The organism is Burkholderia sp. ZZQ-2, assembly GCF_050768715.1.
Classification (GTDB): domain Bacteria; phylum Pseudomonadota; class Gammaproteobacteria; order Burkholderiales; family Burkholderiaceae; genus Burkholderia; species Burkholderia cepacia.
Genome location: NZ_LDVA01000183.1, coordinates 1 through 26,432, shown reverse-complemented (window position 1 = coordinate 26,432; position 26,432 = coordinate 1). Strand labels below are relative to the sequence as shown.

General features: G+C 66.5%; 25 protein-coding genes. 12 read left to right on the top strand and 13 right to left on the bottom strand.

The features are described 5' to 3' along the window. The first annotated feature begins 11 nt into the window (after positions 1–11). Both ABY44_RS12080 and ABY44_RS12075 read left to right on the top strand, forming a co-directional pair. Complete coding sequence (locus tag ABY44_RS12080; protein ID WP_060174055.1) at positions 12–908, top strand: dihydrodipicolinate synthase family protein; 897 nt, start codon at positions 12–14, stop codon at positions 906–908. Further along, on the top strand, positions 905–1,612 hold the full coding sequence (locus ABY44_RS12075; RefSeq protein WP_060174054.1) for an MOSC domain-containing protein: 708 nt from the start codon (positions 905–907) through the stop codon (positions 1,610–1,612). The genes ABY44_RS12080 and ABY44_RS12075 overlap by 4 nt, the downstream gene beginning before the upstream one ends. Before the next feature lie 13 nt (positions 1,613–1,625). Here ABY44_RS12075 and ABY44_RS12070 read toward each other — a convergent pair whose 3' ends face one another. Continuing rightward, complete coding sequence (locus ABY44_RS12070; protein WP_060174119.1) at positions 1,626–2,390, bottom strand: SDR family oxidoreductase; 765 nt, start codon at positions 2,388–2,390, stop codon at positions 1,626–1,628. 409 nt (positions 2,391–2,799) lie between these two features. Here ABY44_RS12070 and ABY44_RS12065 point away from each other — a divergent pair, with 409 nt between their 5' ends. Then, positions 2,800–3,507 (top strand): YceH family protein, encoded by a 708-nt coding sequence (locus tag ABY44_RS12065; protein WP_027790275.1) that lies wholly within the window; start codon positions 2,800–2,802, stop codon positions 3,505–3,507. Between the two features lie 90 nt (positions 3,508–3,597). Here ABY44_RS12065 and ABY44_RS12060 read toward each other — a convergent pair whose 3' ends face one another. From ABY44_RS12060 to ABY44_RS12050, 3 genes are read right to left on the bottom strand one after another with little or no spacing between them, the layout of a single operon-like run. Further along, the gene (locus tag ABY44_RS12060) at positions 3,598–4,863 is read right to left on the bottom strand and encodes a hypothetical protein (RefSeq protein WP_060174118.1); all 1,266 of its coding nucleotides are present in this window, start codon (positions 4,861–4,863) and stop codon (positions 3,598–3,600) included. Further along, positions 4,863–5,285 carry a hypothetical protein gene (locus ABY44_RS12055; protein ID WP_060083866.1) on the bottom strand — a complete coding sequence of 141 codons (423 nt, stop codon included), beginning with the start codon at positions 5,283–5,285 and terminating at the stop codon, positions 4,863–4,865. Before ABY44_RS12055 ends, ABY44_RS12060 begins: the two co-directional genes overlap by 1 nt. 28 nt (positions 5,286–5,313) lie before the next feature. Then, entirely contained in the window at positions 5,314–5,868 is a 555-nt protein-coding gene (locus tag ABY44_RS12050; protein WP_059693149.1) for a hypothetical protein, read from the bottom strand. Positions 5,869–6,273: 405 nt separating this feature from the next. Between ABY44_RS12050 and ABY44_RS12045 the strand changes: the two genes are divergently transcribed. The 7 genes from ABY44_RS12045 to ABY44_RS12015 all read left to right on the top strand — a co-directional run bounded on the left by ABY44_RS12045 (position 6,274) and on the right by ABY44_RS12015 (position 17,206). Then, the gene (locus ABY44_RS12045) at positions 6,274–7,590 is read left to right on the top strand and encodes a lipase family protein (protein WP_059693147.1); all 1,317 of its coding nucleotides are present in this window, start codon (positions 6,274–6,276) and stop codon (positions 7,588–7,590) included. A 230-nt stretch (positions 7,591–7,820) separates the two neighbouring features. Then, positions 7,821–8,951, top strand: a complete 1,131-nt coding sequence (locus ABY44_RS12040; protein ID WP_060174053.1) for a 3-deoxy-7-phosphoheptulonate synthase — start codon at positions 7,821–7,823, stop codon at positions 8,949–8,951. 700 nt (positions 8,952–9,651) lie between these two features. After that, positions 9,652–10,473, top strand: a complete 822-nt coding sequence (gene cblB, locus ABY44_RS12035; protein WP_060174052.1) for a cable pilus chaperone CblB — start codon at positions 9,652–9,654, stop codon at positions 10,471–10,473. A 3-nt stretch (positions 10,474–10,476) separates the two neighbouring features. Continuing rightward, the gene (cblA, locus tag ABY44_RS12030) at positions 10,477–10,977 is read left to right on the top strand and encodes a cable pilus major pilin CblA (protein ID WP_060174051.1); all 501 of its coding nucleotides are present in this window, start codon (positions 10,477–10,479) and stop codon (positions 10,975–10,977) included. A gap of 84 nt (positions 10,978–11,061) precedes the next feature. Continuing rightward, positions 11,062–13,764, top strand: coding sequence for a cable pilus usher protein CblC (gene cblC, locus ABY44_RS12025; protein WP_059693139.1), 2,703 nt, complete (start codon positions 11,062–11,064; stop codon positions 13,762–13,764). Positions 13,765–13,830: 66 nt separating this feature from the next. After that, positions 13,831–14,997 (top strand): CfaE/CblD family pilus tip adhesin, encoded by a 1,167-nt coding sequence (locus tag ABY44_RS12020; protein ID WP_060174050.1) that lies wholly within the window; start codon positions 13,831–13,833, stop codon positions 14,995–14,997. 55 nt (positions 14,998–15,052) lie between these two features. Continuing rightward, entirely contained in the window at positions 15,053–17,206 is a 2,154-nt protein-coding gene (locus ABY44_RS12015) for an ATP-binding protein (RefSeq protein WP_060174049.1), read from the top strand. Between the two features lie 53 nt (positions 17,207–17,259). Here the strand turns inward: ABY44_RS12015 and ABY44_RS12010 are convergent, their stop codons facing one another. Beyond that, positions 17,260–19,794: an ATP-binding protein gene (locus tag ABY44_RS12010; RefSeq protein ID WP_060174048.1), complete on the bottom strand. Its 2,535-nt coding sequence runs from the start codon at positions 19,792–19,794 to the stop codon at positions 17,260–17,262. A 395-nt stretch (positions 19,795–20,189) separates the two neighbouring features. On the opposite strand from ABY44_RS12010, the gene cblR reads away from it, so the two are divergent. Both cblR and ABY44_RS12000 read left to right on the top strand, forming a co-directional pair. Beyond that, positions 20,190–20,903, top strand: a complete 714-nt coding sequence (gene cblR / locus ABY44_RS12005; protein ID WP_059693132.1) for a cable pilus system response regulator transcription factor CblR — start codon at positions 20,190–20,192, stop codon at positions 20,901–20,903. 291 nt (positions 20,904–21,194) lie between these two features. Beyond that, positions 21,195–21,623, top strand: coding sequence for a PRC-barrel domain-containing protein (locus tag ABY44_RS12000; RefSeq protein ID WP_059693130.1), 429 nt, complete (start codon positions 21,195–21,197; stop codon positions 21,621–21,623). A 219-nt stretch (positions 21,624–21,842) separates the two neighbouring features. Here ABY44_RS12000 and dapF read toward each other — a convergent pair whose 3' ends face one another. From dapF to ABY44_RS11960, 8 genes are all read right to left on the bottom strand, one after another. Further along, complete coding sequence (dapF, locus tag ABY44_RS11995; protein WP_060174046.1) at positions 21,843–22,673, bottom strand: diaminopimelate epimerase; 831 nt, start codon at positions 22,671–22,673, stop codon at positions 21,843–21,845. A 270-nt stretch (positions 22,674–22,943) separates the two neighbouring features. Then, positions 22,944–23,366: a hypothetical protein gene (locus tag ABY44_RS11990; RefSeq protein WP_155637978.1), complete on the bottom strand. Its 423-nt coding sequence runs from the start codon at positions 23,364–23,366 to the stop codon at positions 22,944–22,946. Positions 23,367–23,436: 70 nt separating this feature from the next. Next, the gene (locus tag ABY44_RS11985) at positions 23,437–23,988 is read right to left on the bottom strand and encodes a cytochrome b (protein WP_053059963.1); all 552 of its coding nucleotides are present in this window, start codon (positions 23,986–23,988) and stop codon (positions 23,437–23,439) included. Positions 23,989–24,150: 162 nt separating this feature from the next. Then, positions 24,151–24,834: a response regulator transcription factor gene (locus tag ABY44_RS11980; RefSeq protein ID WP_027790286.1), complete on the bottom strand. Its 684-nt coding sequence runs from the start codon at positions 24,832–24,834 to the stop codon at positions 24,151–24,153. Between the two features lie 13 nt (positions 24,835–24,847). Next, a complete protein-coding gene (locus ABY44_RS11975) occupies positions 24,848–25,381 on the bottom strand; it encodes a type II secretion system protein (protein WP_027790287.1) in 534 nt (177 codons plus the stop codon). Beyond that, positions 25,368–25,763 carry a type II secretion system protein gene (locus ABY44_RS11970; protein WP_047902183.1) on the bottom strand — a complete coding sequence of 132 codons (396 nt, stop codon included), beginning with the start codon at positions 25,761–25,763 and terminating at the stop codon, positions 25,368–25,370. The genes ABY44_RS11975 and ABY44_RS11970 overlap by 14 nt, the downstream gene beginning before the upstream one ends. Continuing rightward, complete coding sequence (locus ABY44_RS11965) at positions 25,738–26,226, bottom strand: type II secretion system protein (RefSeq protein WP_060174044.1); 489 nt, start codon at positions 26,224–26,226, stop codon at positions 25,738–25,740. Before ABY44_RS11965 ends, ABY44_RS11970 begins: the two co-directional genes overlap by 26 nt. Then, positions 26,223–26,432 (bottom strand): hypothetical protein (locus tag ABY44_RS11960; protein ID WP_431641230.1); only part of this gene is annotated, 210 nt, incomplete at its 5' end. The genes ABY44_RS11960 and ABY44_RS11965, both read right to left, overlap by 4 nt.

Below are 26,432 nucleotides of genomic sequence, written 5' to 3'. Positions count from 1 at the left end.
GATTACCTATCGTGTCCATCCTGCTGAAAGGCATCATTGCCTACCCGGTTACACCGTTCTCCGCCGACGGCGGCGTCGACCTCACGGCGCTCGACGCGCTGATCGAGCGCCTGATTGCCGACGGCGTCCACGCGATCGCGCCGCTGGGCAGTACCGGCGAGAGCGCGTACCTGTCCGATACCGAATGGGAGGCGGTCGCCACCGCGTCGATCCGCGCGGTGCGCCGGCGCGTGCCGACCGTCGTCGGCATTTCCGATCTCACCACGGCGGGCGCGGTGCGCCGCGCGCGCTTCGCCGAGCAGGCCGGCGCCGATGCGGTGATGGTGCTGCCGGTGTCGTACTGGAAGCTCGGTCACGACGAGATCGTCGCGCACTATCGCGCGATCGGCGCCGCCATCGGCATCCCGATCATGCTGTACAACAACCCCGCGACGAGCGGCGTCGACATGTCGCCCGACCTGATCGCGACGATCTGCCGGACCGTCGACAACGTGACGATGGTGAAGGAGAGCACGGGCGACATCGGGCGGATGCACCGTCTCGCGCAACTGAGCGACGGCGCGATTCCGTTCTACAACGGCAGCAACCCGATGGCGCTCGCCGCCCTCGCGGCCGGCGCGGCCGGATGGTGCACGGCCGCGCCGAACCTGAATGCGGCGTTGCCGCTGGCGCTGTTCGACGCGATGCGCGCGGGCGACCTGGCGCGCGCCCGGACGGTCTTTCAGGCGCAGCTGCCGCTGCTGCAGTTCATCGTCAACGGTGGGCTGCCGGTGACCGTGAAGGCCGGGCTGCGCCTGTGCGGCTTCGATGCGGGCGAACCGAGAAAGCCGCTGATGCCGCTCGGCGACACGCGTACGCGCGAACTCGAACGCCTGCTCGCGGCATTGCCTGACGGTGTGACGACATGAGCGACGTGGCATGGCCGGCGATCTCGGCCTCTATCGGCGCGGTGCGGATCGGCACGAGCCGGCCGCTGGCCGGTACGCCGCACGCCAGCGCGATCGACAAGCAGCCGGTCGGATCGCGCTTGTGGCTGGGCGCGCTCGGCTTTGCCGGCGACGAGCAGGCCGATGCGCGGCATCACGGCGGCCCCGACAAGGCGGTGCACCACTATGCGCACGATCACTACGCATGGTGGGCCGCGCAGATCGGCGCGCGCGGCGTGCTCGCGCAACCGGGTGCGTTCGGCGAGAACCTGTCGACGCACGGCGTGACCGAGCACGACGTGTGTCTCGGCGACGAGTTCACGCTCGGCGGCGCCGTGCTTCAGGTGTCGCAGTCGCGGCAGCCGTGCTGGAAGCTCAACGCGCGCTTCGATCATCCGCGGATGGCCGCGCTCGTGCAGCAAAGCGGCCGGACCGGCTGGTATTACCGCGTGCTGCAGGCGGGCTGGGTGGCGCCGGGCGACGTGCTGGCGCTGTATCGGCGCGCCTATCCGCAATGGACGCTGTCGGCGGTGCTCGACGTGCTGTACCGGCGCACGCTCGACATGGCCGCGCTCGACGCGCTGTGCGAGGTCCCGATACTGCCGGCCGGCTGGCGCAGGATGCTCGACAAGCGCCGGGCGGAGCGGCAGGTCGAAGACTGGACGAAGCGGCTCGAAGGACGTTGACGTCCGGCGTGGCTCAGTGGCTCGGCAGTTCCCGCACGTCGGCGGTCGGTACCGAGCCGAACGCATCGCTCAGCGCATAGCCGATCAACTGCCGCGCGGCTGCCTCGGGCGTCGCGAGCGCGCCGCTCGACTTCAACTGGTCGAATTTCTCGCGCATCGGGAAGTTGTCTTCGCTGGTCGAGCGGATCGTTGCCTGCATGCCCGTGTCGACGACGCCCGGCGCGACGCTGCAGACCCGCAACGCGCGGTTCGCGTCGAGCGCGACCGCGCGCGCATGGTGATCGAGCGCGGCCTTGGTCGCGCAGTAGACGCTCCAGCCCGCGTACGCGTTGCGCGCCGCGCCGCTCGACACGTGCAGGATCCGGCATTCGGTCGTGGCCGATACCGCTTGCGCGAGCGCGGCCGACAGCATCAGCGGCGCCGCGACGTTCACGCCGACCGCGCGTGCGACGATCGCCGGATCCTGCGCGGCGAGCGGGCCGATCGGATCGACGATGCCCGCGTTGTTGAACAGCAGCACGATCGACGCGCCGTCGACGAAGCGGCGCAGCGTGTCGCCGGCCAGCCAGGTCGCGACGGCCGGCGTGTCCGACAGGTCGAGTTCGATTTCGGTGAATCGGTCGCCGGCTTGCGACGCGAGCGTCGGATGACGGCTGCGCGACACGCCCAGCACGGCGATGCCTTCCAGCAGCAGCTGTTCGGCGAGCGACGCGCCGAGGCCGCGCGTGTGTCCGGTGACGATGGCGCGCACGTGCGGTGCGGAAGAGGATGCGGTCATGGCGGTGAGCGGGTCGAAGGGGTGAATGGATGAACGGATGAGCGGCGTCGACGGGCGACGCGCATGCATGGCGGCATGGCGTGCGGGACGGGCGATGCGTGGTGATGCGTGCGAGAGCGCTCGCGTCGCGCCGCGGACGTCGGGGTGACGCATATCGTAGCGCCGGCATGCGTGTCGCGCAAACGCCGCCGCGTGCGAGGCGGCGGAATCGCCGGCACGGTGCGCATCCGTCGCCGCGCGGCACCGGCCGGCAGGCAGGCCGGACGAAAGCCGGCTGCGGCAAGTGCGCGCGGCGGCTGGCGAGTGGCGCCGGGCCGTGCGACGCGAGCTATCATATGGCTCGCCCGTGCGCGATGCCGGACGGGCCGCGACTGTTTCCCTTCACCTGCTGCACGCTGCGACGCCACTCATGACCACCACGCCGGATACGCCCACGCCACGCGCCCTTCGCGAACTCACGCCCCTCGAGGCCCGCATTCTCGGTGTGCTCGTCGAGAAACAGCACACGGTGCCGGACACCTATCCGCTGTCGCTGAATGCGCTGACCGCGGGCTGCAACCAGAAAACCGCGCGCTCGCCGGTGATGAACGTCAGCGAGGACGAAGTCACGACCGCGCTCGACGGGCTGAAGCACCTGAGCCTCGTGATGGAAGGCAGCAGCAGCCGCGTGCCGCGTTTCGAGCACAACGTGAACCGCGTGCTCGGCATCCCGAGCCAGGCGATCGCGCTGCTGACGATCCTGCTGCTGCGCGGCCCGCAGACGGCCGCAGAGTTGCGCCTGAACAGCGCGCGCCTGCACGGTTTCGCGGATATCTCGTCGGTCGAGGCGTTCCTCGACGAACTCGCGGCGCGCGCGCAGCCGCTCGTCGTCCGGTTGCCGCGTGCGCCGGGCGCGCGCGAGAACCGCTGGATGCACCTGATGTGCGGCGAAGTGAACGTGGCCGACTTCGCGGGTGCGGATGCCGGCGGGGCGGATTCCGTGCCGCCTTCGGAATTCGAAGCGCTGAAGGCCGAACAGAAGCGCCTCGCGGATGAAGTGGCGCGGCTGAATGCGCTGGTTCTGCGAATGGCCGGCGAGCTCGGCATCGACGTCGACGCGCAAGGCGACGCGTCCTGACGTAAATGACGGCGATGCATGCGCGTCGCCCGGCCCCGTCGCCACGCGGTGGGGCCGGGGTGCGACGCGGATAACGCCCGCGCCGCCGCGTTACTTCAGCTTGACGCCCGGTACGAGATAACGCGCGCCGCCCGGCCTCAGGATCGGCGCGAGCGCCGCGAACGGCACATCGAGTTGCGGACCGAGACAGGCGCCCATCGCGTGCCCGATTCCGGATACGACGAACGAGAGCTTGCCGGGTGCGTCGAGTTCGAACGCCAGATACTCGGGGAACACATCCGCGCACGACAGCGAGACGTCTTTGCCGTCTGTCACTTGCAGACCGTGTGTTGCCTTGTCGCGCAACTGCGTAATGAAACTCACCAGCGCGGGGCTCGTTGCCGGGGCGCCGTCCTTGCTCGTCGTAGCGGCGTCGATCACGCGATTCCAGTCGAGATACGCGCCACGCAGCAGGTCGAACGTGACCGGATCGTAGTGATTGTTCGGATGAGCGCCGCCGCAGTACGTGCTGCCCGATTCCACGATGCCGAGTGCCGCAGGTGACAGCCACGTGACCGTCACCTGTTCGTCGTCGTAGCCGCCGAGCGAACCGGCGGACGGCCCGTCGTCGGAATAGCGGGTCGACGCACATTCGAGCGCGGCGAGATTCATCTGCCAGTGCTGCTGTTCGAGCAGGCGGTTGACCCGTGCCATGACCGCTGGATCGGGATGGCGGCTCAGACGCGGATACATGAGCTTCGTGCGCGGGTCGCGCCACATTCGGTACGCGACGGTGCCGTCTCCGATCTCGGGGCCGGCCGGCTGCGCGTGCCCGGCAAGCTTCAGCGTGGCATAAGGCGCCTGCCGCATGTCGATGGCCACGCCGCTTGCGATACCGCTGCCGACGCCGCCGGCGATGCTGTTGGTGATCGCTTCGACGGACCCGGGCGCAACCGCGTCGGGATCGTATTCAGCGACGCGCCGCAGCGTGAAGCTGCGCGTCTTGCCGGAGCGCGCATCGGTCCAGCGGCCGCGATAGCCGGCCTTGTCCCGCGTGCCTTGCCAGGTGGCCGCGGCATGATCGAAATCGGCTTGCTCGCGGAATCCCGACGCGTCGCGCGCATCGTCGGGCAACTGCGTTCGCACGAGCGGTTCGACCAGTTGCGCGGGCGTGCCGTGCAGCGGAATGTCGACGCCGTGCTGCGCATAGAAGTAGCGGCCGGAGATCGAGCCGTCCGCGGCCGGGCGATCGTCGAGTTCCATCACGACGGTGCCGGTGCCTTGCAGCGTGCCCTCGTAGACCGTGCGCGGCGCGGCATGCGCGAAGCCTGCGTGCAGCGCGACCAGCACCCACGCGATCCGGATCAGCGGGCGCATCACCAGCGGCACCCGGTCTGTTCGGACGCGTCGACATCCAGCGCGCGGCCGAACGCGGTCTGCTTGCCGGTGCGTGCGTTGGTGTAGGTCATCGAATAGACCATCGCGCCCTGGGTCATCATTTCGTAGCGCCCGTTGACCTTGCCGCCGACCATTTCGACCCAGGTCGTCGTGTACTGGTGCGGACGGCTTTCGTCGAGCACTTCATCCTCCTCATGTTCGATCACCAGCGGCAGGGCCGTTTTCGATTGCGCGTACCGGACCATGCCGCCCGACCATTTGACCGCATCGTCATAGTAGGTGCGCATCTCGAAGCGCACGGGCTTGTCGCCGTCCGACCTGAAGCAGAACACGTCGGTGGATACCTTGGCGAGTGCCGGAAGCGACACGCAAAGCAGCACGGTTGCGAAGATTTTTTTCATGATGGCGTAAGGGAAACGGAGCGGCCAGTCAACCGATGCTGATCCGCGAAGCGCCCGCATCGACGAGCCGGAACAGCAGATCCTCCACGGCCGTTTCGGGCGCGGAGCCGAGATCCGCATTGACGCGCCACCCCTGTTCCGCGCGAACCGGCTCCGACAGGTAGTGAACGATCCCGTGCAGGCCGTCTTCGGCCGGCGTGTTCTCGTCGTCGGCATCGAACCACGCGAAGAACCATGCCTTGAACGCGTCGGCCGCCGCGCTTTCGTCGAGACCGTCGGCCTCGATCGCGGCCCAGTCCCACACGAACGGGCGGATCGACACGGCCGCCGTGTCGAGATCGAACGCGAACGGCTCGAAATCCAGCTGCGTGGCGGAATCGACCATCGCCGGCTGGCCGGCCGATTCACCTTCGGTCGCGATGATGTCGGCCCGGCACGGCAGCGCGAGCGGCCCTTCGGTGGCGAGCGTGCCGTCGGCACGCCGGTAGGCCGGTTCGGCGATCACGGCCGGTTGTGCGGCCGCTTTCGCGAGCAGGTCGGCATACGGTTGGCGAATGGCGCGGAGCAGTTCGGAGACGGTCATCGTGGCGTGTCGGTTGGGCAGGAAACGATCGGTCACAGGCAGGCGGTGCGCCGTGCGGCCGGCATCGCACGACGCGGCCGCTTCGGTACCCGACAGCCGTGATCGTACGGTACTTCCGCGAAACGCGGACAGTCGGCCGAATGGCCGGCGCGCTCCGCATCGTGCGGCGGCGGGTTTAGACGTTTACCTTCAAACAATGGAAAACGCCCGTCGAGCGCGTTCTCGATGTGCTTCAATTAATCCGGTTTGCACTCCTACTAAAACTACGAACTCGGAACAGGCCGGATCATTCTTTCACAGGAGACAGTCGATGGCACGGAAACGGTTTTGACGCGGCGCACACGATGGTCTGCAACACCGCCGAACTTCCTTCGATGAAAGCAGGTTATCCCAGGGGCCCCAACCATGTCCTCCAGACGTTTCATGCTGGCCGCGGCAGCCGTATCCGCCGCGCTGGCGGTCGCCGCATCGCCGGCCAGCGCCGGCGCACCGGCCGTGTCCGATCCGTTCTATACCTACACCGGCACCACGCCGCTGGCATCGATTCCACCGGGCACGGTGCTCAAGACGCGCAACGTCACCTATCACGTGGCCGGCATTCCGACTGCGCTGACCGCGCAGCAGTTGCTGTATCGCACCAATAACGCGCTGAACCAGCCGGTCGTGAACGTGACGTCGGTGATCCGGAGCCAGGTCAGCAACGGCCGGGCCATCTCGTACCAGTCGGCTTACGATTCGCTGAACCCGTACGACGAGCCGTCGCAGGTGATCGCCGGCGATCGGGACGTCACGAAGATCATCAACGTCGGCACGCTGCTCTACAGCGCGGAATCGATTCCGCTGTCGACGCTGCTGCTGCTCGGCTACAACGTCATCGTGCCCGATACGGAAGGCCAGACGGCCGACTTCGCCGCCGGCCCCGAATACGGGATGACGACGCTCGATTCGATCCGCGCGGCGCTCAATACGCCGTCGACCGGCCTGAGTCCGTCGAGCAAGGTCGCGATGATCGGCTATTCCGGCGGCGCGATCGCGACGAACTGGGCCGCGCAGCTCGCGCCGAGCTATGCGCCCGAGATCAACCGGCAGCTCGTCGGCGCGGCGGAAGGCGGTGTGCTGGTCGACCCCGCGCACAACCTGCGCTATGTCGACGGCAGCATCGTGTGGGGCGGCGTGGCCGCGGCCGCGCTGGCCGGGCTGTCGCGCGGCTACGGCTTCGACCTGACGCCCTATCTCAGCGATACCGGCGTCGCCGTGTTCAACGACATCCAGAGCCAGTCGCTCGCGTACATCCTGCCGAAATACACGGGGCTGCGCTGGGGCACGCTGTTCAAGCCGCAATACGCGAATGACATCAACAGCATTCCCGCGTACGTGACGTATGCCAACAAGGTGAATGCCGGGCTGGCCGCATCGCCGACGATCCCGATGTTCATCGGCCAGGGCACCGCGGGCGCGCTGGACGGCACCTTCAGCAGCCAGGTGGGCGACGGCGTGATGCTCGCGTACGACGTGCGCGCCCTCGCGCAGAAGTTCTGCGCCAGCGGCACGCCGGTCACGTACAACGAGTATCCGCTCGAGCATGCCGGGGCGATCGTGCCGTGGGTGGCCGGCATGCTGCCGTGGCTCTACGACCGTTTCAACGGGAAAGCCGCGCCGAGCAATTGCTGGCTGACGTCGCTGCTGCCGAGCAATTCGCTGGCGCCAGAAACGCTGCACTAGCCGCACCGCACCGCACCGCACCGCGCGACGCGACGCGGCGCGGCGCGGCGCGGCGCGGCGCATGGCCGGGCGACCCTTCACGGGTCGCCTTTTTTCATTCCGGAATTGACCCTGGTCGCGTCAACGCGGCCTTTGCCGCGCCCGGCCCTCCCGCCGGAACCCTTCGCCGCCCCGCCCGGGTGCCATAATCGAGCCTGCTCATCATTACAGACGTCCCCCGGAGAATCACCATGCAGAACCTCGACAATCCTTCCCACGATCGCGAGGTAGGCAGCGCCGACGCGACGCAGGACACCACGCGCATCGACGACGTCCGCATTGGCGCCGTGCGCCCGCTGATTTCGCCCGCGCTGCTGCTGGACGAGCTGCCGGTGCCGGCCGCCACGCAGACGCTCGTCGAGGGTACGCGCCGTGCGATCGGCGACATCCTGCACGGCCGCGACGACCGGCTGCTGCTCGTCGTCGGCCCGTGCTCGATCCACGATCACGACCAGGCGCTCGACTACGCACGCCGGCTGAAGGCCGCCGCCGATGCGCTGAAGGACGACCTGCTGATCACGATGCGCGTCTACTTCGAGAAGCCGCGCACGACGGTCGGCTGGAAGGGCTACATCAACGACCCGCGCCTCGACGGCAGCTTCCGCATCAACGAAGGGCTGCGTGCCGCGCGGCAATTGCTGCTCGACATCAACGCACTGGGCCTGCCGGCGTCGACCGAATTCCTCGACCTGCTGAGCCCGCAGTACATCGCCGACCTGATCGCATGGGGCGCGATCGGCGCGCGCACGACGGAGAGCCAGAGCCACCGCCAGCTCGCGTCGGGCCTGAGCTGCCCGATCGGGTTCAAGAACGGCACCGACGGCGGCGTGCAGGTCGCGTCCGACGCGATCGTCGCGGCGGCCGCGAGCCATGCGTTCATGGGGATGACGAAGATGGGGATGGCCGCGATCTTCGAGACGCGCGGCAACGACGACGCGCATGTGATCCTGCGCGGCGGCAAGAACGGCCCGAACTACGACGCCGCGCATGTCGACGCATGCTGTGCGGTGCTGCGCAAGGCCGGGTTGCGCGAACAGGTGATGGTCGACTGCTCGCACGCGAACTCGAACAAGTCGCACGACCGCCAGATCGACGTCGCGCAGGATCTCGCGCGGCAACTGTCGCAGGGCGAGCACCGGATCGTCGGCGTGATGGTCGAGAGCCATCTCGAGGCAGGGCGGCAGGATCTGAAGCCGGGCGTGCCGCTGAAGTACGGCGTATCGATCACGGATGCATGCCTGAGCTGGACGCAGACGGAGCCGGTGCTCGACGTGCTGGCGGAGGCCGTGCGACATCGGCGAGTGTATTCGCGCAATGCGTGAAATAACGGCGGCGGGTTGACGCCCGCCGTCGTCATAGGCGAGGTGGTGCGTCAACGAAGATGGGTGCCGGGCAAGTGCTTCATTCCGCCAGATACGCGCTCGCCCGCGTTTTCGCCGTCACGTCGCGCGACGAGCATCCTGCCCGCGCGTCTTCCCGCCTCGATTGTCCGATAGCCGCGCTCGGCGGCTCGGATATGGCTCGCTTCGGAAACTTCTCGCGAACGAGTTTGCCCTGCAGACCATCACGTTCCATCTCACTATGCGGATCGCGGGTAGTTAGGCCTTTATAGGCGAATTAGCCCTGTCGATTGGTGCAGAAGCATCAAATTTAGGACGAATCCTATATTCCGTGCCCCCCTGATTAGTCAGAATCCTAATCAAGCAATGCGTTGGGATAGCCGGGGTGCTTGACATGGCACCTCATACGCAAACGCGCTGGAGATTTCGCGGTCGCCGGAAAGATCGGGCTGCCGCTTCCATCCCAAGTCGACGAAGGGCTTCATGACTCGTGCCGCGTTCGTCGCCGACGACGCGGCGGCTCTGGTGTCACGCCGGCCCGTATCCGCGGTGGAAACGACTGGCTGAGCCATGTCAGGCATGTCGCAAGTCATTGGGAAGCCGCCTGGAATTTGCGTCGAGCGACGCGTGATGGCTCGCTAATGCGTGAAATAGCGCGAAATTGATTCCGTGTAGATAAGGTATGCAAATTATTTTCAACGAGAGATACCACCCGTATCGGGTGTTGCTTGTCGCAATTGCCATGTCGCTTGCCTCATCGGTCGTCAGCGCAAACATGCTGGTCTATCCCATGGCGGCATCGATCGGGGGCGGCAAGGAGTCGGCCGCGGAGCTGCGCATCTATTCGAAGTCCGATGCGACGCAGTACGTGAAGGCGATCGCGAAGCGCGTGATCGATCCGGCGACGGATCACGAGCGCGAGGAGGCCAGCATGAATTCCGGTGACGACGCGATCGTGATCTCGCCGGCCAGGTTCGCGTTGCCGGCCGGCGGCACGCGGCTCCTGAGGGTGATTCCGCTGGGCGTGCCGAAGAAGGAGGTGCTGTATCGCGTCTACCTGCAGCCGGTGGCGGCGCCGTCCGACGACGATTCCGCGGCGACCGGCGATGTGTCCGGCAAGGTCGACTTCAGCCTCGTCTGGGCGCCGCTCATTCGTGTGCTGCCGAAAACGCCGGTGCCCGATTTCGACGTGTCGCATGGCGTGCTGGCCAATACCGGCAACGTGCGGATCGGTTTGCTCGAGGCCGGCGCGTGCCGGTCCGAGAAGGACGATGCTTCGTGCCAATGGACGAAATTCGACCGCAGTGTCTATCCGGGCCAGCACTTCAGGCTGGAGGGGCTGCATTCCGCACCTTATGTGCGAATCCGATATCGAGTGGGGGGAATGGCAGGTGTACAGCAGAAGGTTGTGCGCACGCATTCCGTCGACGCGATGAACGCGCCGAGCGCGAATAACGAGACCCTGTCGGGTCATACCATTGTTTCAACCAACCAGAAGGACTAACCCATGCTGAAATACGTTCCGATCGCTGCCGCCGCCCTGATGTCGATGTCGGCTCACGCCGTGCAGAAGGACATCACCGTCACCGCCAACGTCGACACGACGCTCGAGATGCTGTCGGCGGACGGTTCGGCGCTGCCGACGACCATGCAGATGCAGTATCTGCCGGGCTCGGGTCTCCAGGCGGCTGAAGTGAACACGAAGATCTTCACGAACGACAAGGCGAAGGATCTGCAGATCCGCCTCGCGGCCGAGCCGGCGCTGAAGAACCAGACGAGCCCGGGCGCCAAGGAGATTCCGCTGGCGGTCAAGCTGGGCACCACCGCGCTGAGCACCACGGCGACGACGCTGAAGGCGTCGGAGATCTTTACCGGCGAACTGGCGCAGGGCTCGAACGTGCTGCCGCTGTCGATCGGACAGAAGACGGCCGGTGCCATCACGGCTGCCGGCAGCTATCAAGGCCTCGTCAGCGTGATCGTCACGCAGAGCGCGGCATCGGGTAGCTAAGCTCCTGCGCGGTATCGACGGGCGCGCCTGAACGGCGCGCCCTGTTTTTTGTAGCACTCCTTTGGAAATCTTCCTTATTCCCGCATGATTCCATTCGACCTCAAGAAGACCGTTGTCGCATGCCTGGGCGCTATCTGTGTGATGGACATCGTGTCCGTCGCACACGCCGCTTCGGTTGTGCCGCCTGGGTTCGAGGACATCGTGACGGGGCAGGACGAGCGCATCAACGTCAACTTTCTGGGTAAGCCGCTCGGCTTGTTCCGCGTGTTCGTGACGCCGGATGCGGTGCGTTTCGAGGATTCCGCCCGCCTGTTGCAGGCGCTCGGCTCGCAGCTGAACCCGGCGACGGACGTGTCGACGATCGGCGACGCGCTGTCGAAGTCGATGGCGCGCAACGGCAACCTCGCCTGCGCGGGGCCGGCGGGCGTGAACGGCTGCGGGTATGTCGACACCGACAGCGCGGCCGTGATCTACGACGAAAGCGAAGGCAACATCGAGCTGTTCCTGTCGCGCGACTGGGTGAGCGTCGAAGAGCGCGACCAGCGGTTTCGCGAGCCGTCTCCGATGACGGAAAACGCGCTTATCCATCAGCAGACGATCAACCTGTCGGGCGGGCGCGGCTACGAGAGCCTGTCCGTGTCGGGCACGGGGGCGCTCGGCATCACGCCGAAGAGTTTCATCGGCGGGAACTGGAACTTCACCCATACGGGCTATTCGAGAGGATCGGACAGCCACGTCCAGCTTCAGGATCTCTACTACCGCCACGATCTCGGCACCGAGCATTACGCGCAGGCCGGCCGGATGGACAACCGCAACCTCGCGAGTGCGCTCGGCGGCAACTTCGGGTTCACGATGCTGCCGGTCGGCACGCTCGACGGCATGCGTGTCGGCACGACGCTGGCCTACGTGAACCCGGAAGTTGCGCAGCAGGGCACGCCGGTCACGCTGCTGTTGCCGCGTGATTCGCGTATCGACGCGTACCGCGGGAAGGAGCTGCTGGGCACGTCTTACATGAAGGCCGGCGTCAATGCGCTCGATACGTCTCGCTTTCCGGAAGGCACGTATCCGCTGACGCTGCGCGTGTTCGAGAACGGCGTGCAGGTGCGCACGCAGACAACGCCGTTCACGAAGACGGGCGGCGGTGTCGATTCGCGCACACGACAATGGTTCGCGCAGGCCGGCCGCCCGTCCGACCGGGACGCGCCGGACGGCATGGCAGCGGCAGCCGGCGTGCGGATTCCGCTGTCGCGCGAAATGGCGCTGACAAGCGGCGTCGCGAGCGTCGGCCGGCACGTGTACAACGAGACGGCGCTGGAGTGGCGCCATGCATTTCCGCTGGGCGTGCTCTCCGCCGGCGGTTCGTTCTTCTTCGGGAACGACGGCTCGCGCGGCAACACCCAGCAGATTTCGTTCGCCGACGGCGTGTCGTGGAGTGTGTACCGCTACCAGATGCGCGGCGCGGCGTGCAACGGCCCAGCCGTGTCGTATCGCGACATCGGTTGCTACGACATGCTGAACGCGACCGTGTCGTTTCCGATGGGAAACTGGTCGGCGATGCTTGGCTACACGTACAACAAGAGCGTCGGGCGGTCGCAGGACTGGCAGCCGGACACGCCGGATCGTCCGTGGGCGACACCCGTCTTTCGCCAGGGCGACCAGGTGTCGCGTGCGCTTCAGGCATCGCTATCGCGATCCTTCACATGGCGCAAGGTCAGCACGAACCTGCGCGTCGGCGCGTACGCGAATCGCAGCACAGGTGCCCGCAGCGAGTATGGCGGTTACGTCGGCGTGACGCTGTCGATGGCCGAACCCGCGAGGCAGCTCGGGCGCGCGTCCGCTTACACGTCGGCGGGCGTCGACGTTCGAACGGATCGCAACAGCACGACGACGAACTACACGCTCGACCGCAACTGGAACTGGCAGGGCGACACCTACCGGGAAGTCGCGATCGGCGTGTCGGGCTATGGCACCGAGAGCCTGACCGGTACGGTCCAGGGCCGCTGGAAGGGGCGCTACGGCGACGTCGCCGCGTCGGTCGCGAACAGCTACAGCCGCGACAGCGGCGGCAACAATCCATCGGTGACGGCGAGCTATTCGTCGTCGTTCGCGGTGGCGCGGCAGGGCGTGTTCCTCGGCGCATCCGCGTCGCAGTCGGATCCGCTCGCGGGGTTCGCCGTGCGGGTCGGCAAGCGCGACGATGCGAGCGGCATGGCGGCCGAGGTGCGCAGCGATTCGAGCGCGCGGATCAAGGTGGGGTTCGGGCAGCGCGCGCTGCTGCCGGTGTCTGCATTCACGCCCGTGACGACCGAAGTGAACGACGCGGGCGCGCAGGCGTCCGCGGGCGCGACGAGCGTGACCGAGGGGCTCGGCAAGCGCACGCTGTTCATGGTGCCGGGGCAGCTCGCGTTGCGCAAAGTCGAAGCGAAGGTGACGTACACCTATGTCGGCCAGGCATTCTCGAAGGGCGGCATGCCGCTGTCGGACAGTGTGATCCTCAATGGCGCGATGCCGCTGATCGACAACGAAGGCGGCTTTATTGCCGAGCTTGATCATAAGGAAAACGAGCTGTTCGTTGTGGATGGTCCGACGCTGATGCGTTGCCCGCTGCACGTGAAGCAGCAGCAGGACGTGCTGATGATGGTGGGCAAGGTGCGCTGCGAAGTGGCCGGACCCGATGCGCTGCCGGCGTCGCTGCGCAAGCAGGCTCGCGTGCGCAAGCTGCTGGAGCATCGCTACGTGATGTCGATGCGGGCGCAGGCATTGGACGTAATCAACGCGGCGCAATGACGCGCACGCACGGATGCCGCGCGGCGCGACCCGCGATTTCGAGTACACAAGGAAGCAGTCATTCAAATGATTCAGATCAGTCGAATTCGCTGTCGGGCAATCGTCCTGGCGGTCGCGTCGAGCGCGATCGCGTTCGATGCATCGGCGGCCTCCCAGCAGCCGGCCAACCGCAACGATACTGTGGAAGCCACGCTGGATCGTGGCGCGCCGACGGGGGACGTCGTGGTATTCAACTACGCGTCGGGCGGCTATGACACGACGGATTTCAAGCGATGGGGGCGGAATTCGTGGACGTGCGAATCGGACACCGCCACGGCGACAGGTGCGTGTCCGAAAGAACCGGTCTGGATCGCGGCGGGCAGTTCGACCACGATCCGGCTTACGTTCAAGGAGGAAAAGACGGGCGCCACGGCCGTGCTGGAGCTTCAAGGAGAAAGTGCATACAGTCGCCACCACGATTGCAACGGCAACGCCATATCGGAAGGCTTGTCGGCCGGGCGAACGCCAATCGAGATGGCGCAATCCGCTACCGTGGCAAATTGCCCAGCCATAGGCTGGGATGGGCGAAATATTTTCGTCAAGATCCCCGTCGCGGAGCTGAAGAAGCTCCCGTCGGGCGGAACCTGGAAGGCGAACCTGAAGCTGAACCTGAGGCAATGGGACGTCGGCGGAATCAACCCGAAGATCGCCACTTTCGTGGCGTCAATCAAGCTGGACGTCACCGACAAGAACAACATCCAGGTTTATCTGCCGGAGTTCACGAGCGCGACGCCCACGGTCGACCTCAAGCTGCGCAAGCTGCCGAACGGCAGCCGAATGTCGGGCACGTCGAACGTCGATATGTGCCTGTACGACGGCTACAACTCGCAGAGCACGTGGTTCGACGTGTCGGCGAGCGACGGTTTGACGGTCGACCGTCGCGACAAGGGCCAGTATTCCGTGCTGCTCGCATCGGACAAGAGCGGCGCGTACGAATCGCGTATCGACTACAACGTGAGCCTGACGTACGCAGGCAAGAACATCGTGCTGCCGAACAACGAGACGGTGCGGCTCCAGGGCGTGAACAACAGCGCCGGTCGCTCGGTATCGCTGCCGGGCATTTCGGTGCCGGTCGTCTGCACGCCGACGCCACTGACACTCGAGACACCGGAATTCCAGTCGGCCTGGAAGCGTCCGGGCAAGTACACCAACAAGCTGACGATCACGTTTACGCCGTCGTCAGCCAGTCTCTAGCGCGTTCGGCGCCCGTGAAGCGGCGCCGAGCGCCTTTACCCCAAACGAATCGATCATGGAAGCAAGGTTCTCCGCGCATCGCCCGGTGTGGCGCATGCTTCGCCACGTATTGACGACGATGCTGCTGACCTTCTCGGTCGGCACGGGCGCCGCGACCGCCTGCTGGAAGCCGATCTTTACTGAAGAGGAGCTGCGCTGGATCGGCGACCACCCGGTCGTCCATATCGCGGTCGAGGCGAACTGGCACCCGATCGAGTACATGCGCAACGGCAGACACGCAGGTCTTGTCGCAGGCTATCTGAGCGCGATCTCGAAGATGACCGGACTCGCGTTCCAGACCGTGCCGGGCACCGAATGGGGACACGCGTACAAGGCGCTCGCGTCAGGCAAGGTCGATTTGCTGCCGGGTGTCTGGCGCGAGCTGGTTCCGGACCGCATCGGCGCCGGTGCGCTGGTCAGCGCGCCCTACCTGGTCGGCCGGCTTACCGTCGTGACGCGCAACGATTCCGCGATGATCTTTGGTCTGCAACGGCTGAAGGGGCGGCGCATCGCGATCAAGGGGCACGGCGCGGTCGAGTATTTCGTCCGCCACAGTGGCGTGCCGCTCCATGTGCTCACGTTCGACACCGAGGAACTGGCGCTTGGCGCGGTCGCCAACGGCGAAGCCGATGCCGCGCTCGGTATCGACGTCACGATCCTGCCGATCGTGCGGCGGCAATTCACCGGGCAGCTTTACATGTCCGGCATGCTGGCCGACCGCCCGGTGTCGCTCGCGATGCTCTCGCGCGCCGACCTGCCGGTGCTCGCGTCGATCATCGACAAGTCGCTCGCGGCCATTCCGGTCAGCGAGACGGCCGAGATCACGCGGGACTCGATCGAGCTGGGCGACTACGGCAAGCCGACGATCCGCTCGATCGTGCATTATCGTGCGCCGGTGGTGCTGGCCATCGCCTTGACGTTGCTGACGTTCGCAGTGCTCGCCTACCTGATGTGGAAATCCCGTGCGGCGGCCATCCGCAGCAAGCGCGACAAGGCGATGTTCCTGGCTTTCGTCAGTCACGAAATCCGCACGCCGATGCAGACGGTCCTGTCGTCGCTCGAATTCCTGCAGCGCTCGCGGCTTCCCGTGCTGCAGGCCGGCCGCGTGGAGGCGGCCGCATCGGCGTCCGAAACGCTGCTGACGCTGCTCGACGACATCCTCGAATATTCGCGCCTCGAATCGCGCAAGGTGACGCTGGCTCCGCAAACGACCGAGCTCGAGGCGTGGGCTCATCAAACCGTCGACATGGTGCGCTGGCGTGCGGAGCGAAAGGCGCTGGCGCTGAGGCTCGAGATTTCGGGGGCGCCGTCGTTGCACGTCCTGATCGATCCGGTTCGCGTGCGCCAGATTGCGCTGAATCTGCTCGTCAATGCGATCAATTTCACGGCGGCCGGCGCCGTTACGCTGCGCGTCCGCTATCTGGCGGCCCGCCACGGGCGCAACGGCGTGTTGCACCTCGAAGTGCGCGACACCGGCATCGGTATCGCGCCCGAACGGTTCGGGCGGGTCTTCGACACCTACTGGCAGGCCGATCGTGCGCCGCAACAGGGGATCGGCGGCAGCGGGCTCGGGCTCGCGATCTGCCGGGAACTCGTCGAGTTGATGCACGGCTCGATCGCGGTCGAAAGCACGCCGCACGTCGAAACGGTATTCACGGTGCAATTGCCGGCGACGGCAGTGGACGGCGTGCCGTCGACACCGGCCGCCGCGGCGGCGCCGACACTGGCCGACGCAGCGGCAGCGCCGGTGCATCGCGGCGCACCGCGTGTCCTGATCGTCGACGATCACGAAGCCGTGCGGGCCGCGCTGCAGGATCAATGCGACGCGCTCGGCTGTGTCGGCATCGTCGCCGGCGCGGGCGACGATGCGTTGCGGCATCTCGCGCAGGGCCGGATCGACATGGTGCTGCTCGATTGCAATCTGCCCGACATCGACGGTTATGCACTCGCGCGAATGATTCGTCAGGAGGAAACCGCGCGAAAGGCCACGCATGTTCCGATCATTGCGATTTCGGCGGAGTCCGGCGATGCGCACAAGGCGCGTTGCCTGGAAAGCGGCATGGACGGCGTGCTGGGCAAGCCGCTGCGGCTCGAAACGCTCCGGCAGGCGATCGCGACGTGGTGTCCGGCCGATGCGGATGGCGCACCGGTTGCGTCGACCGCGCCATAGGGCCGCGACGCGCGCCGGCAGCCGGGGCCCGGGTTTCCGGCCACGCGGGCCATCTATGTTTCGGCATTGCCCGAATCGTGCCCGCGGGCGTCCGATCCGGCCATGTCGGTGCGATGCAGGCGCAACAGTTCGTCGCCGAGCGCCCGGATGCCTGGCGGCATGGGGCCGGATGCGAACTGCAGCCGGCGCTCGAGTTCGGCTGCCAGTTCGCTCGTCGCCGCATGGCCGGCAACGGCCGTGGCACCCTTGATGCGGTGCGACGCATGACGCGCGCGATCGACATCGTCATTTGACAGCGCATCGCCGAGCACCGCCAGATCCGCGTCGACGCTTTGCCGATAGATCGCCCGGAAATCGGCTTGTGCCGACCGCGTGTCCTGCGCCGGTGGCGCGATTTCGTTCGCCGTGCCGGCCGGACACCACAGGTCGATCATCTGGCGCAGCGCATCGAGCCGCAGCGGCTTGCCCAGCACGCCGTCCATGCCGCTGTCGAAGCACCGCTCGCGATGCGCGTCGCCGGTCGACGCCGAGATCGCGATGATGGGCGTGCGCGCCCGTTCTAGCAGGCGTTCGCTGTCGCGCATGCGTCGCACGACCGTATAGCCGTCGATGTCGGGCAGGTCGCAATCGAGCAGCACCATGTCGAATGCCGTGCGCTCGAACTGCGCGAGGGCCTGCTCGCCGGTGCAGGCAACCGCCGAGCGGCACGCGAGCGCGTCGAGTTGATGTTCGATCGCATGTTGAACCGCTTCGTGATCGTCGACGACGAGAATCATCGGGCCGCTCCCGGCCGGCTGCCGCGTGTCGGCTTCGACTGGCGCCAGTCCGTGCGCCGGCGGCGACGGGTCGGACGTCGTCTTCTGTGCCCCGGTCGTGTCGGATGCCTGAATGTGAGCGATGCGCCGTGCCGGCACGATCACCGTGAAGATGGTGCCCTTGTCGGGGCTGCTGCTGACGGTAATCACGCCCTTCATCAGGTCGACCAGTTCGCGACAGATCGACAGTCCCAATCCGCTGCCGCCGACGCGACGGTTACCCGTATGCTCGACACGCTGGTAGGGCTCGAAGATGCGGCGCTGGCGTTCGGGCGGAATGCCGATGCCGGTATCGCGGACCTCGATCACGAGCGAGCCGGCATGGTCCGGCTTGCCGTCGAGATAGTCGACGCGCAGCGCAACCGAACCGGCCGACGTGAACTTGATCGCATTGACGAGCAGATTCAGCACGATCTGCCGCGTGCGCACGGGGTCGATCAGCACGCACAGCCCGGGCGGGCACGCGAGTTCGAGCGCCAGGCTCAGCTTCTTTTCGTCGATTCGCCAGCGCACCATGTCGGCGCTGCGCCGCACCCAGGGCTCGACATGCGTGGGCTCGGGCGCGAGCGTCACGTTGTGCGATTCGAGGCGTGAGTATTCGAGGATATCGTCGAGCAGCGTCAGCAGCGATTCCGATGCGGCCATCGCCGCGTCCGCGCGACCGGCCTGCTTCGGCGGCAGCGCCGAGCGTTGCAGCAATTCCAGCGACGACAGGATCGTATGCATCGGCGTGCGGATCTCGTGGCTGATGAAGGCGAAGAACATTGCCTTGTCGCGCTCGCTGCGCACCGCCGCGACGCGCGAGCGCCAGGAAACGAATGCGATTGCGGCCAGCGCGAGCAGGCCGGCCCCGGCCGCGGTGACCTGCCAGCGCCGGTAGTAAAGGATCGAGTGCAGCGACGGCTTGCCATAGTCGGCCGATTCGATCCATTGACGTGCGATGTGCTCGGCGTCGCGCGCCGGGATCGCCGCGAGCGACTTGTCGAGAATCGAGGCGAGCACCGGCATGTCGGGGCGCGTGGCGATCGCGAGCGCATACGGGCTGTCCGGCAGGCCGCCCGTTACGAACAGCTTGTCGCGGTATTGCCGCTGCAGCAGCGGCAGGATGGACATGTCGGGGCCGATGGCGACGTCCGCGTCACCGTGGGAGACGGCCTCGAGCGCGTCGCGTTCGTCGTCGTAGGTCAGCAGGGTCACGGGGATGTCGCCGTGGCGGATCGCGATTTCCAGTGCGCCCCCGCCCTTGATCGCGACACGCCGGCCGGCGAGATTGCGGGAGTCGACGAACAGGTTCTGGCGTTCGGACGCAATGACGAAAACGGTGCCGACGAAATAGGGGCGGCTGACGATGAGGTCGCTGCGGAGCAATGTGGCGCCGCCGCCCGCCGTCGCACCGGAGGCGGTGCCGGGGCCAGGCATTTGAAGTGCATCGGACGCGCCGCGCCAGGTCACGTCGGGAACGACGTCGATCCGGCCGGAGCGCAATGCGTCCATCGAGTCGCGCCAAGTGACGTCGTCGACATACTCGAAGCGCAACCCGCTGATCCGCGCGATGGCGTCGAGAAACGACGGCACCACGCCGACGACCTTGCCGTTTTCGCGAAATTCGAACGGACGCCACCTCGAATCGACGCGGGTGCGCACCACCGGATGCGCGGCGATCCAGGCCTTTTCCTCCGCCGTAAACCGCGGCGCATCGGCCGCGTCTCCGGGCACCGGCAGCAACCCGATCATCATGCCGATCAGGACGGCGCAACCCTTCAAACTCACCATGCTCACGTCCTTTCCTCGCTTGCGTTATCGTTCGGGTTGCAACCGAACCGGCCGCGATACCGGAGCGGCCGCGGCGGCGCCGGCCCGCTCCGGCGTCGTGGTTCCCGTCCATCGCGGCGCGCGGCGGCCGGGTCCGCATCGGTCGCCCCGACGAACCCGGGAGCCGCCGAAAAACGGGCTCGCCATCATAGGTCGCGCGCCAGGGAAGCGCAACGCCGCCCTGCGGCGGGGGACCAGGCCGAAAAGCCTCGGCCCCGTTTAGCCGACAGGGTTAAAAATTAGCCGGAAAGCCGGTAAGCTAACTCCAATAACCGATGACATCGATGGCCGCTTGCGACGACAAGCAGTAACGCACAGCCGGCTACGGTCGTACCGAAATAAAGAAAGGGTTAGCAATGAGGCCAAAGCACCAGCCGATCCGGGTCGTGATCCTGGACGACCACGCCGTCGTCCAGCACGGGATCGCCAGTTACCTGACGGAGAAAACCGGCATCGAAGTGGCGGCGAGTTTCGCGAAGTCGCGCGACCTGATTCGCTGGCTCGAAGCGAATCACGCGGATGTCGTGCTGCTCGACTATACGCTCGGCCCCGGCGAGATCGACGGCCTCAATCTCGTCAAGCTCGTCAATACGCGCTTCCCGAAATGCCGGATCCTGATGACATCGAGCAGCGATACGCCGGCGACCGTCAACATGACGATGCGCGCGGGGGCGCTCGGCTTCTTCGGCAAGAGCGAGGATCTCGGCGAGCTTGCGCATGCCATCCGTGTCGTCGCGGGCGGCCGTTCGTACATCAGCGCCGAACTGGCCGCCCGGATGGAATCGAGCGCGACGCCCGACCCGCGCATGGCCGACACGAAGGCGGCGGGCGACGGCACGCTGCCGCCCGAATCGGCATCGTCTGCCGAGCTGCGCCTCAGCCCGCGCGAGCACGAGGTGCTGCGCTGCTTTCTCGCCGGCATGTCCGTATCCGACATCGCGTCGAAGTTCTCCCGCAGCCCCAAGACGATCAGCGCGCAGAAGCAATCGGCGTTTCGCAAGCTCGGCATTCGTAGTGATGCCGAACTTTTCGCATCCCGCAAGCTGATCGAGGAAAGCCGGACGGTTTGATCGACAGGCCGCCGCCGCGCGGCATCGAATATCCGCGCGTTCGTTGATCTCGGTCCGGATCGCCCCACCTGCCACGTTGCACCCCGAACGCATGATCCGTCGAATGCGGCTACCATGAACGTCGTGTTGCACGCTGCGGCCCGGCCATGCCGGTCCGTCATGCACGCACGCAGTGGCGGTGCGGCCGGCCGCCACGCCACCGACGAAGCGCGGGGTGCTCACCGATCGGCCGTTGCGCCTGCCTCGCTTCGCCCCCGGAATCAACAACAACCGAACCGGAGTGCAATACACATGAAGTTCTACAAGACCCTCATCGCAGCAACCGTCCTCGCCTCGAGCGTCAGCGCGCACGCGCAGATCGCGGGTGCGCAGCCGATCAGCGTCACAGTCGAGCAATCGCAGGCGCTGCTCGAAGGCTGGAGCGTGAAGAAGAGCGTGCTCGGCAAGGCCGTCTACAACGACGACAACCAGAAGGTCGGCACCGTGCGCGACCTGATCGTCGCGCCGGACGGCTCGGTGTCCGCGGCGATCGTGTCGGCCGGCGGCTTCCTCGGCGTGGCCGCGCACGACGTCGCGGTGCCGATCGCGTCGCTCGACGTGCGCAAGGGCAACATCTACCTGCCGGGCGCGACGAAGGAAGCGCTGAAGGCGACGCCGGCGTTCCAGTACGCGAAGGTGCCGTCGCCGCCGAAGCCGAAGAAGGTCGACGAAAAGCACTGATCGTCGATTCGATGTATCGCAGCCCGGCGCGCACCGCGCCGGGTCCGGCGACCGCCGTTCGTCGATGGCCGTGCGAGTCGGCGCAAGTCGGCGGGGGCTCGGCCTCGCATCATGGCTCCGGGCGAATTGCCCCGACGATCGATGACGATGCGGCTGCGCATCGCGCGCGAATCGGCGCGGTGCGCCGCCACACGCCGTGAATGCCGCACATGCCGGCGATCAGATCGCCGGCTTCTCTTCGTCCACCCACACCCCGTCGAACCCGAACGAAACCGGCCCGCTCAGGAGCACGCTGCCGGCGCCGTCCCATCGAACGGTGACGTCGCCGCCGTCGCAGGTCACCCGCACCGTATCGTCGAGCAGCCCGCGCCGGATGCCGTTGACGACCGCACCGCACGAACACGATCCCGAACCGAGCGGCACGCCGCCGCCGCGCTCCCAGATGCGCAGGCGAACATGCGTGCGATCGATGACCTGAACGAAATGCACGTTGGTTTTCTGCGGAAACAGCGGATGCGTTTCGATGGCGGGGCCGAGCGCCGCGACGTCGATCGTGTGGAGATCGTCGACGAAGAACGTGCAATGCGGGTTGCCCATGTTGCAGGCGGCCGGCGCGCCGGGCAGCGGCAGCGCGAGGGTGTCGAGTGCGTCGGCGACCGGCACGTCCCGCCAGCCGGTGAGCGGCGTGCCCATCTCGACGGTGATCAGGCCGTTCGTCTCCCGCGAACACACGAGATAACCGCGGCGGGTCCGCAGCACGAGCGACGCCATGCCGGTTTCCCGCATCAGTTGCCGCGCGACGCCGCGCGTCGCGCTGCCGCACGTGTCGAGCGGCGAGCCGTCGGCGTTCCAGAACGCGACGCGGGCCGCCGCGTCGTCGCAGTCCGACACGACGGCAAGCTGGTTGAAGCCGATGCCGCGGTGCCGGTCGCCCATGTGCCGCACGAGGTCGCGATCGATACGCGGCACGTGTTCCTGATCCTGACCGCGCAGGTCGACGATGACGAAGTCGTCGCCGTTTGCGTTCATCTTCTGAAATCCGATCGGCATGGCGGTTCCGGAATGGAGACAGGCGAACACTGTACGTGACTCGCCGTTCCCGATCAATCGCATGCCGGACCGGCGGTTTGCATGAATTTGTTCTTGTCGCTGCTGCGTCGATAGGGCGGCTGCGGGGTTTCCTTCCTTTGCGTTCCTGTCGGGCTGCATGGAGGGGGGCCGGCGATCGCCGCGTCGAGGGACGACGCCAGGACCTCGAGCGCCCATTCACACGATGGCTTTTTCGTTAAAACCGCCTCTATTCCAGGGGATTCGGTGATTTCATCCGGACGACGTGCTGGCCACCGCCACGCCGCCGAATCCGTGCAAGCTGCCGATCAGCCATACGGGAGCAGGCAATCTCGGCATCGGCGGATCGGTCACCGTTCCGGACAAAGGCGACGTGTTGTCGAACGGCATCTCGCTCGGCAATTGCGCGGCCTCCGCGAAGCCGACCACCGGCTTGCGCGACAAGGCCGCACAACCGAACGCGGACAAGACGCTGTTGTAGTTGACCGCGCCGGCAGCCCGCGCGGTGGCGCAGGGCTTCAACCTCGTGATGACCGACGCATCGACCGGCGAGTGGATTGCCTGTGGCGATCCGGTGAGTGCCGGGCAGTAACCGATGAAACGCTTGGGCAACATGGCGACGATTCCGCTGCGCGCGCAATACATCCGTAGCGGCGCCGCCGAGTTGACGTTCACGTTTCCGTGAGGGCAGCTCGATTCGCGGGCCGCGCCCTGCGAGATGGAGGGATGTCGACACAATGCGAGATCACAGCATGCGCTTCAACACATCGTTCTTCGACACGAAATGATGCTTGAGCGCGGCACCGGCATGCGCCGCCACCAGGGCCGCCAGCGTGTAGCAGGCGATCTTGTGGAGGGCGAACCAGTGCTCCGTCACCGGCCCTGCCGAAAACGGCGTCTTCACGAATACCGTCCAGAACAGCCAGTACCCTTCGGGCACCATCAGGTAGCCGCTTACGAGGACCACGGCGATGAGCGCATAGATCAGCGAATGCACCAGGTGCGCGACCGCACGTTGCTTTTCCGGAATCGACTGAAGATCCGGCGGCGCCTTGCGGAAGAACGACCAGAGATACCGCAGCGGAAACAGCGCGATCAGGCAGGTCGCGAGCGACATGTTGAGCGTCGACACGAAGCCCCAGATCGCCGGTTGCGTGATGAAGTGAAGCGAGATGCCGGCAACCATCGTGTAGAGAATGATGGCCGCGAAGATCCAGTGCATCGCGCGGGAGAGCCGATCGTATCGGCGGACCTGCGGTGATCGGTGCCGCACGTGCGGCAGGGAAACGGAAGACATGATTCAACATCCTTGATCGGGTGTCGATCGGTTGATCGACATGATTTAAAGATGAGAATTATCTTGACCGTGCCGCGCGACGTAAAAGTTCATGAAGGATTTCTCAACGCGCGCGGCGCCTGCCCGTCGCGGCCGCGCGGGCCGCGTTCGGCTGCGAACGGCTCAGGTCCGCTCGAGCCGATACCCGTAGTTGTAGATCGTCGTGATGACGAGCCCGTTCTTCGGCCGCAGCCCGAGACTCCTGCGCAGCTTGCTCACGTAGGTCGCCAGCGTCGCGTCGTATTTCCGGTCGACGACGCCCCATACGTGCTTGATCATCATGTCCTTCGACACGATCCGGCCGACACTCTCGAACAGCATCAGCGCGAGATCGAACTCGCGCCGGGCCAGTTCGACGGGCGCGCCGTCCACGGTGGCGACGTGCGTACCGGTGTCGAGCGCGAATTTCCCGACCTCGACGATCTTCGCCCGCTGCGTTTCCGGATAGTACTTCCGCGCCTGGGCGCTCACGCGCGCGATCAGTTCGCGTTCGCGCAGCGGCTTGACGAGATAATCGTCGGCGCCATTGTTGAGGCCGAACACGATGTCGTCCTCGCCGTCGTGCTGCGTCATCATGATGATCGGCAGCGCGTCGGCGAACGAATCGCGCGCCCAGCGCATCACGTCGATGCCCGACATGCCGGGTACGTCCCAGTCGAGCAGCAGCACGTCGACGCGCGTCGAGCGCACCAGTTCGACGAAGCTCTCGCCGTCGTGACGGACCTCGGTTTCGTAGCCGGCCTTCTCCAGCCAGCGGGCCACGACACCCGCCTGCGTCACGATGTCTTCCAGGATTGCAACGATCATGTTGTTTCCGCTTTCAGTGTGCGGCTCCGGTTGCCGACGTGCCGGCCGCGTTTGCAGCACCGTCGCCGGGCGCCGGCGGCAGGTAAACGAAAATCCATTCGCCATACGTGTCGCGGTCGCCGAACGACTCGTAGCGGACCGGGAACCCCTGGCGTTTCAGCGGCCGGCCGGCCGCTTCGCTGAACACGCCCATGATGCCGCCGTCCGGCGCCTTCACGAGCCCCCATCGGGTCGACCCGGTCAGCGGGTCGGCATACAGGCGTCGCAAATGGCGCTGGGTCGGCAAGGTCCGCCGATCCTCCAGCAACGCGTCGAGCGACTCGGGATAGCGGTTTTGCCCCGCTGCGCCGTAGTAGCGTTCGATCGCCGCGCGATACTGGTCGCCGACGAACAGCAGCTCGGCTTCGCGGTCGCGTTGCTGAACGGTGCTCCAGATGCGCGTCGCCTCGGTCATCCCGAGGCCGAGCGCCGCGACGAGCATCAGCACGCCGAGATACGCGATGCCGCGTTGGGTGCGCGGGCGTTGCCGCAGGTTACCACGTCTCATAGCTGCTTCCGTCGAGCGCGTTTCCCTTTGCACCGCTCTTGATGTCGGCCACGCCGCCGCTGTCGCCGGCCAGAGCGCGCCACGAATTGCGCTTGCCCGTCACCGGGTCGAGCGGCACTTCACGCAGGTAGCGATTTTCGACGAGCGCCTCGAGCGAGGCCGGGTCGCGGCCGTGGTCGGCGCGATAATCGTCGATCGACTGGCGCAGCGTATTCAGGTTGTGGCGCAGCACGGTTTCCTTCGCGCGGTCGCCCTGCTTCAGATAGCCGGGCGCGACGAACGCGGTCAGCGCTGCGATGATCGCCATGACGACGAGCAGTTCGACGAGCGTGAAGCCGGCGGTGCGACGCGCACGTCTACCATTGGTTGTACGGGACGCCATTGATGCCCTCCTTGCGGTTGGTGGAACGGATGTCGAACACGTCCTCGCCCGACGAAAAGGATGCCGGATCGCTCGCGTAACTGCGCGTTTCCCACATCTCGTCGGGCGCCTTGCCGTCGCATTCGCACATCGGATCGGCGGGAATCTTGCGCAGGAAATACAGCCGCGTGCCGTTCGGGGACGTCTTGTCCTCGACGCCCTCGACCAGCGTGCGCAGATCCGGCGGATAGCCGCTCGCGTCGGCGCTGTGCTCGATCCGTCCTTCGCCGGCCGCCGCCTTGTAGGCATCGAGCGCCGACCGGATGACGACCAGCGCGCGGCGCAGCTCGGTTTCGTCGGCGCGGCGCCTGGCGAGATCGGTCAGCGGCAAGGCGACGGTGGCGAGCAGCGCAAGCAGCGTCAGCGCGACCATCATCTCGATCAGCGTGAAGCCGCGCGCGCGGCGGCGCCGTGCGGCGCTCATGCGACGCTCCAGGGGCTGGGCAGCCGTCCGGACGCGTCGGCGTGCAGGGTCGATCCGGGCACGGCGCCGCCGTTGACGGACGCCATGAACGACACCAGCGAGCCGATCAGCGAGCGCACCATGGCCAGCAGCCCGCGCTTTTCGGTCGCGGACGCCGCCGCGTCGGCCGGCAGGTCCGCCGCCGCGACGACGGCGGCCTCGGCCTT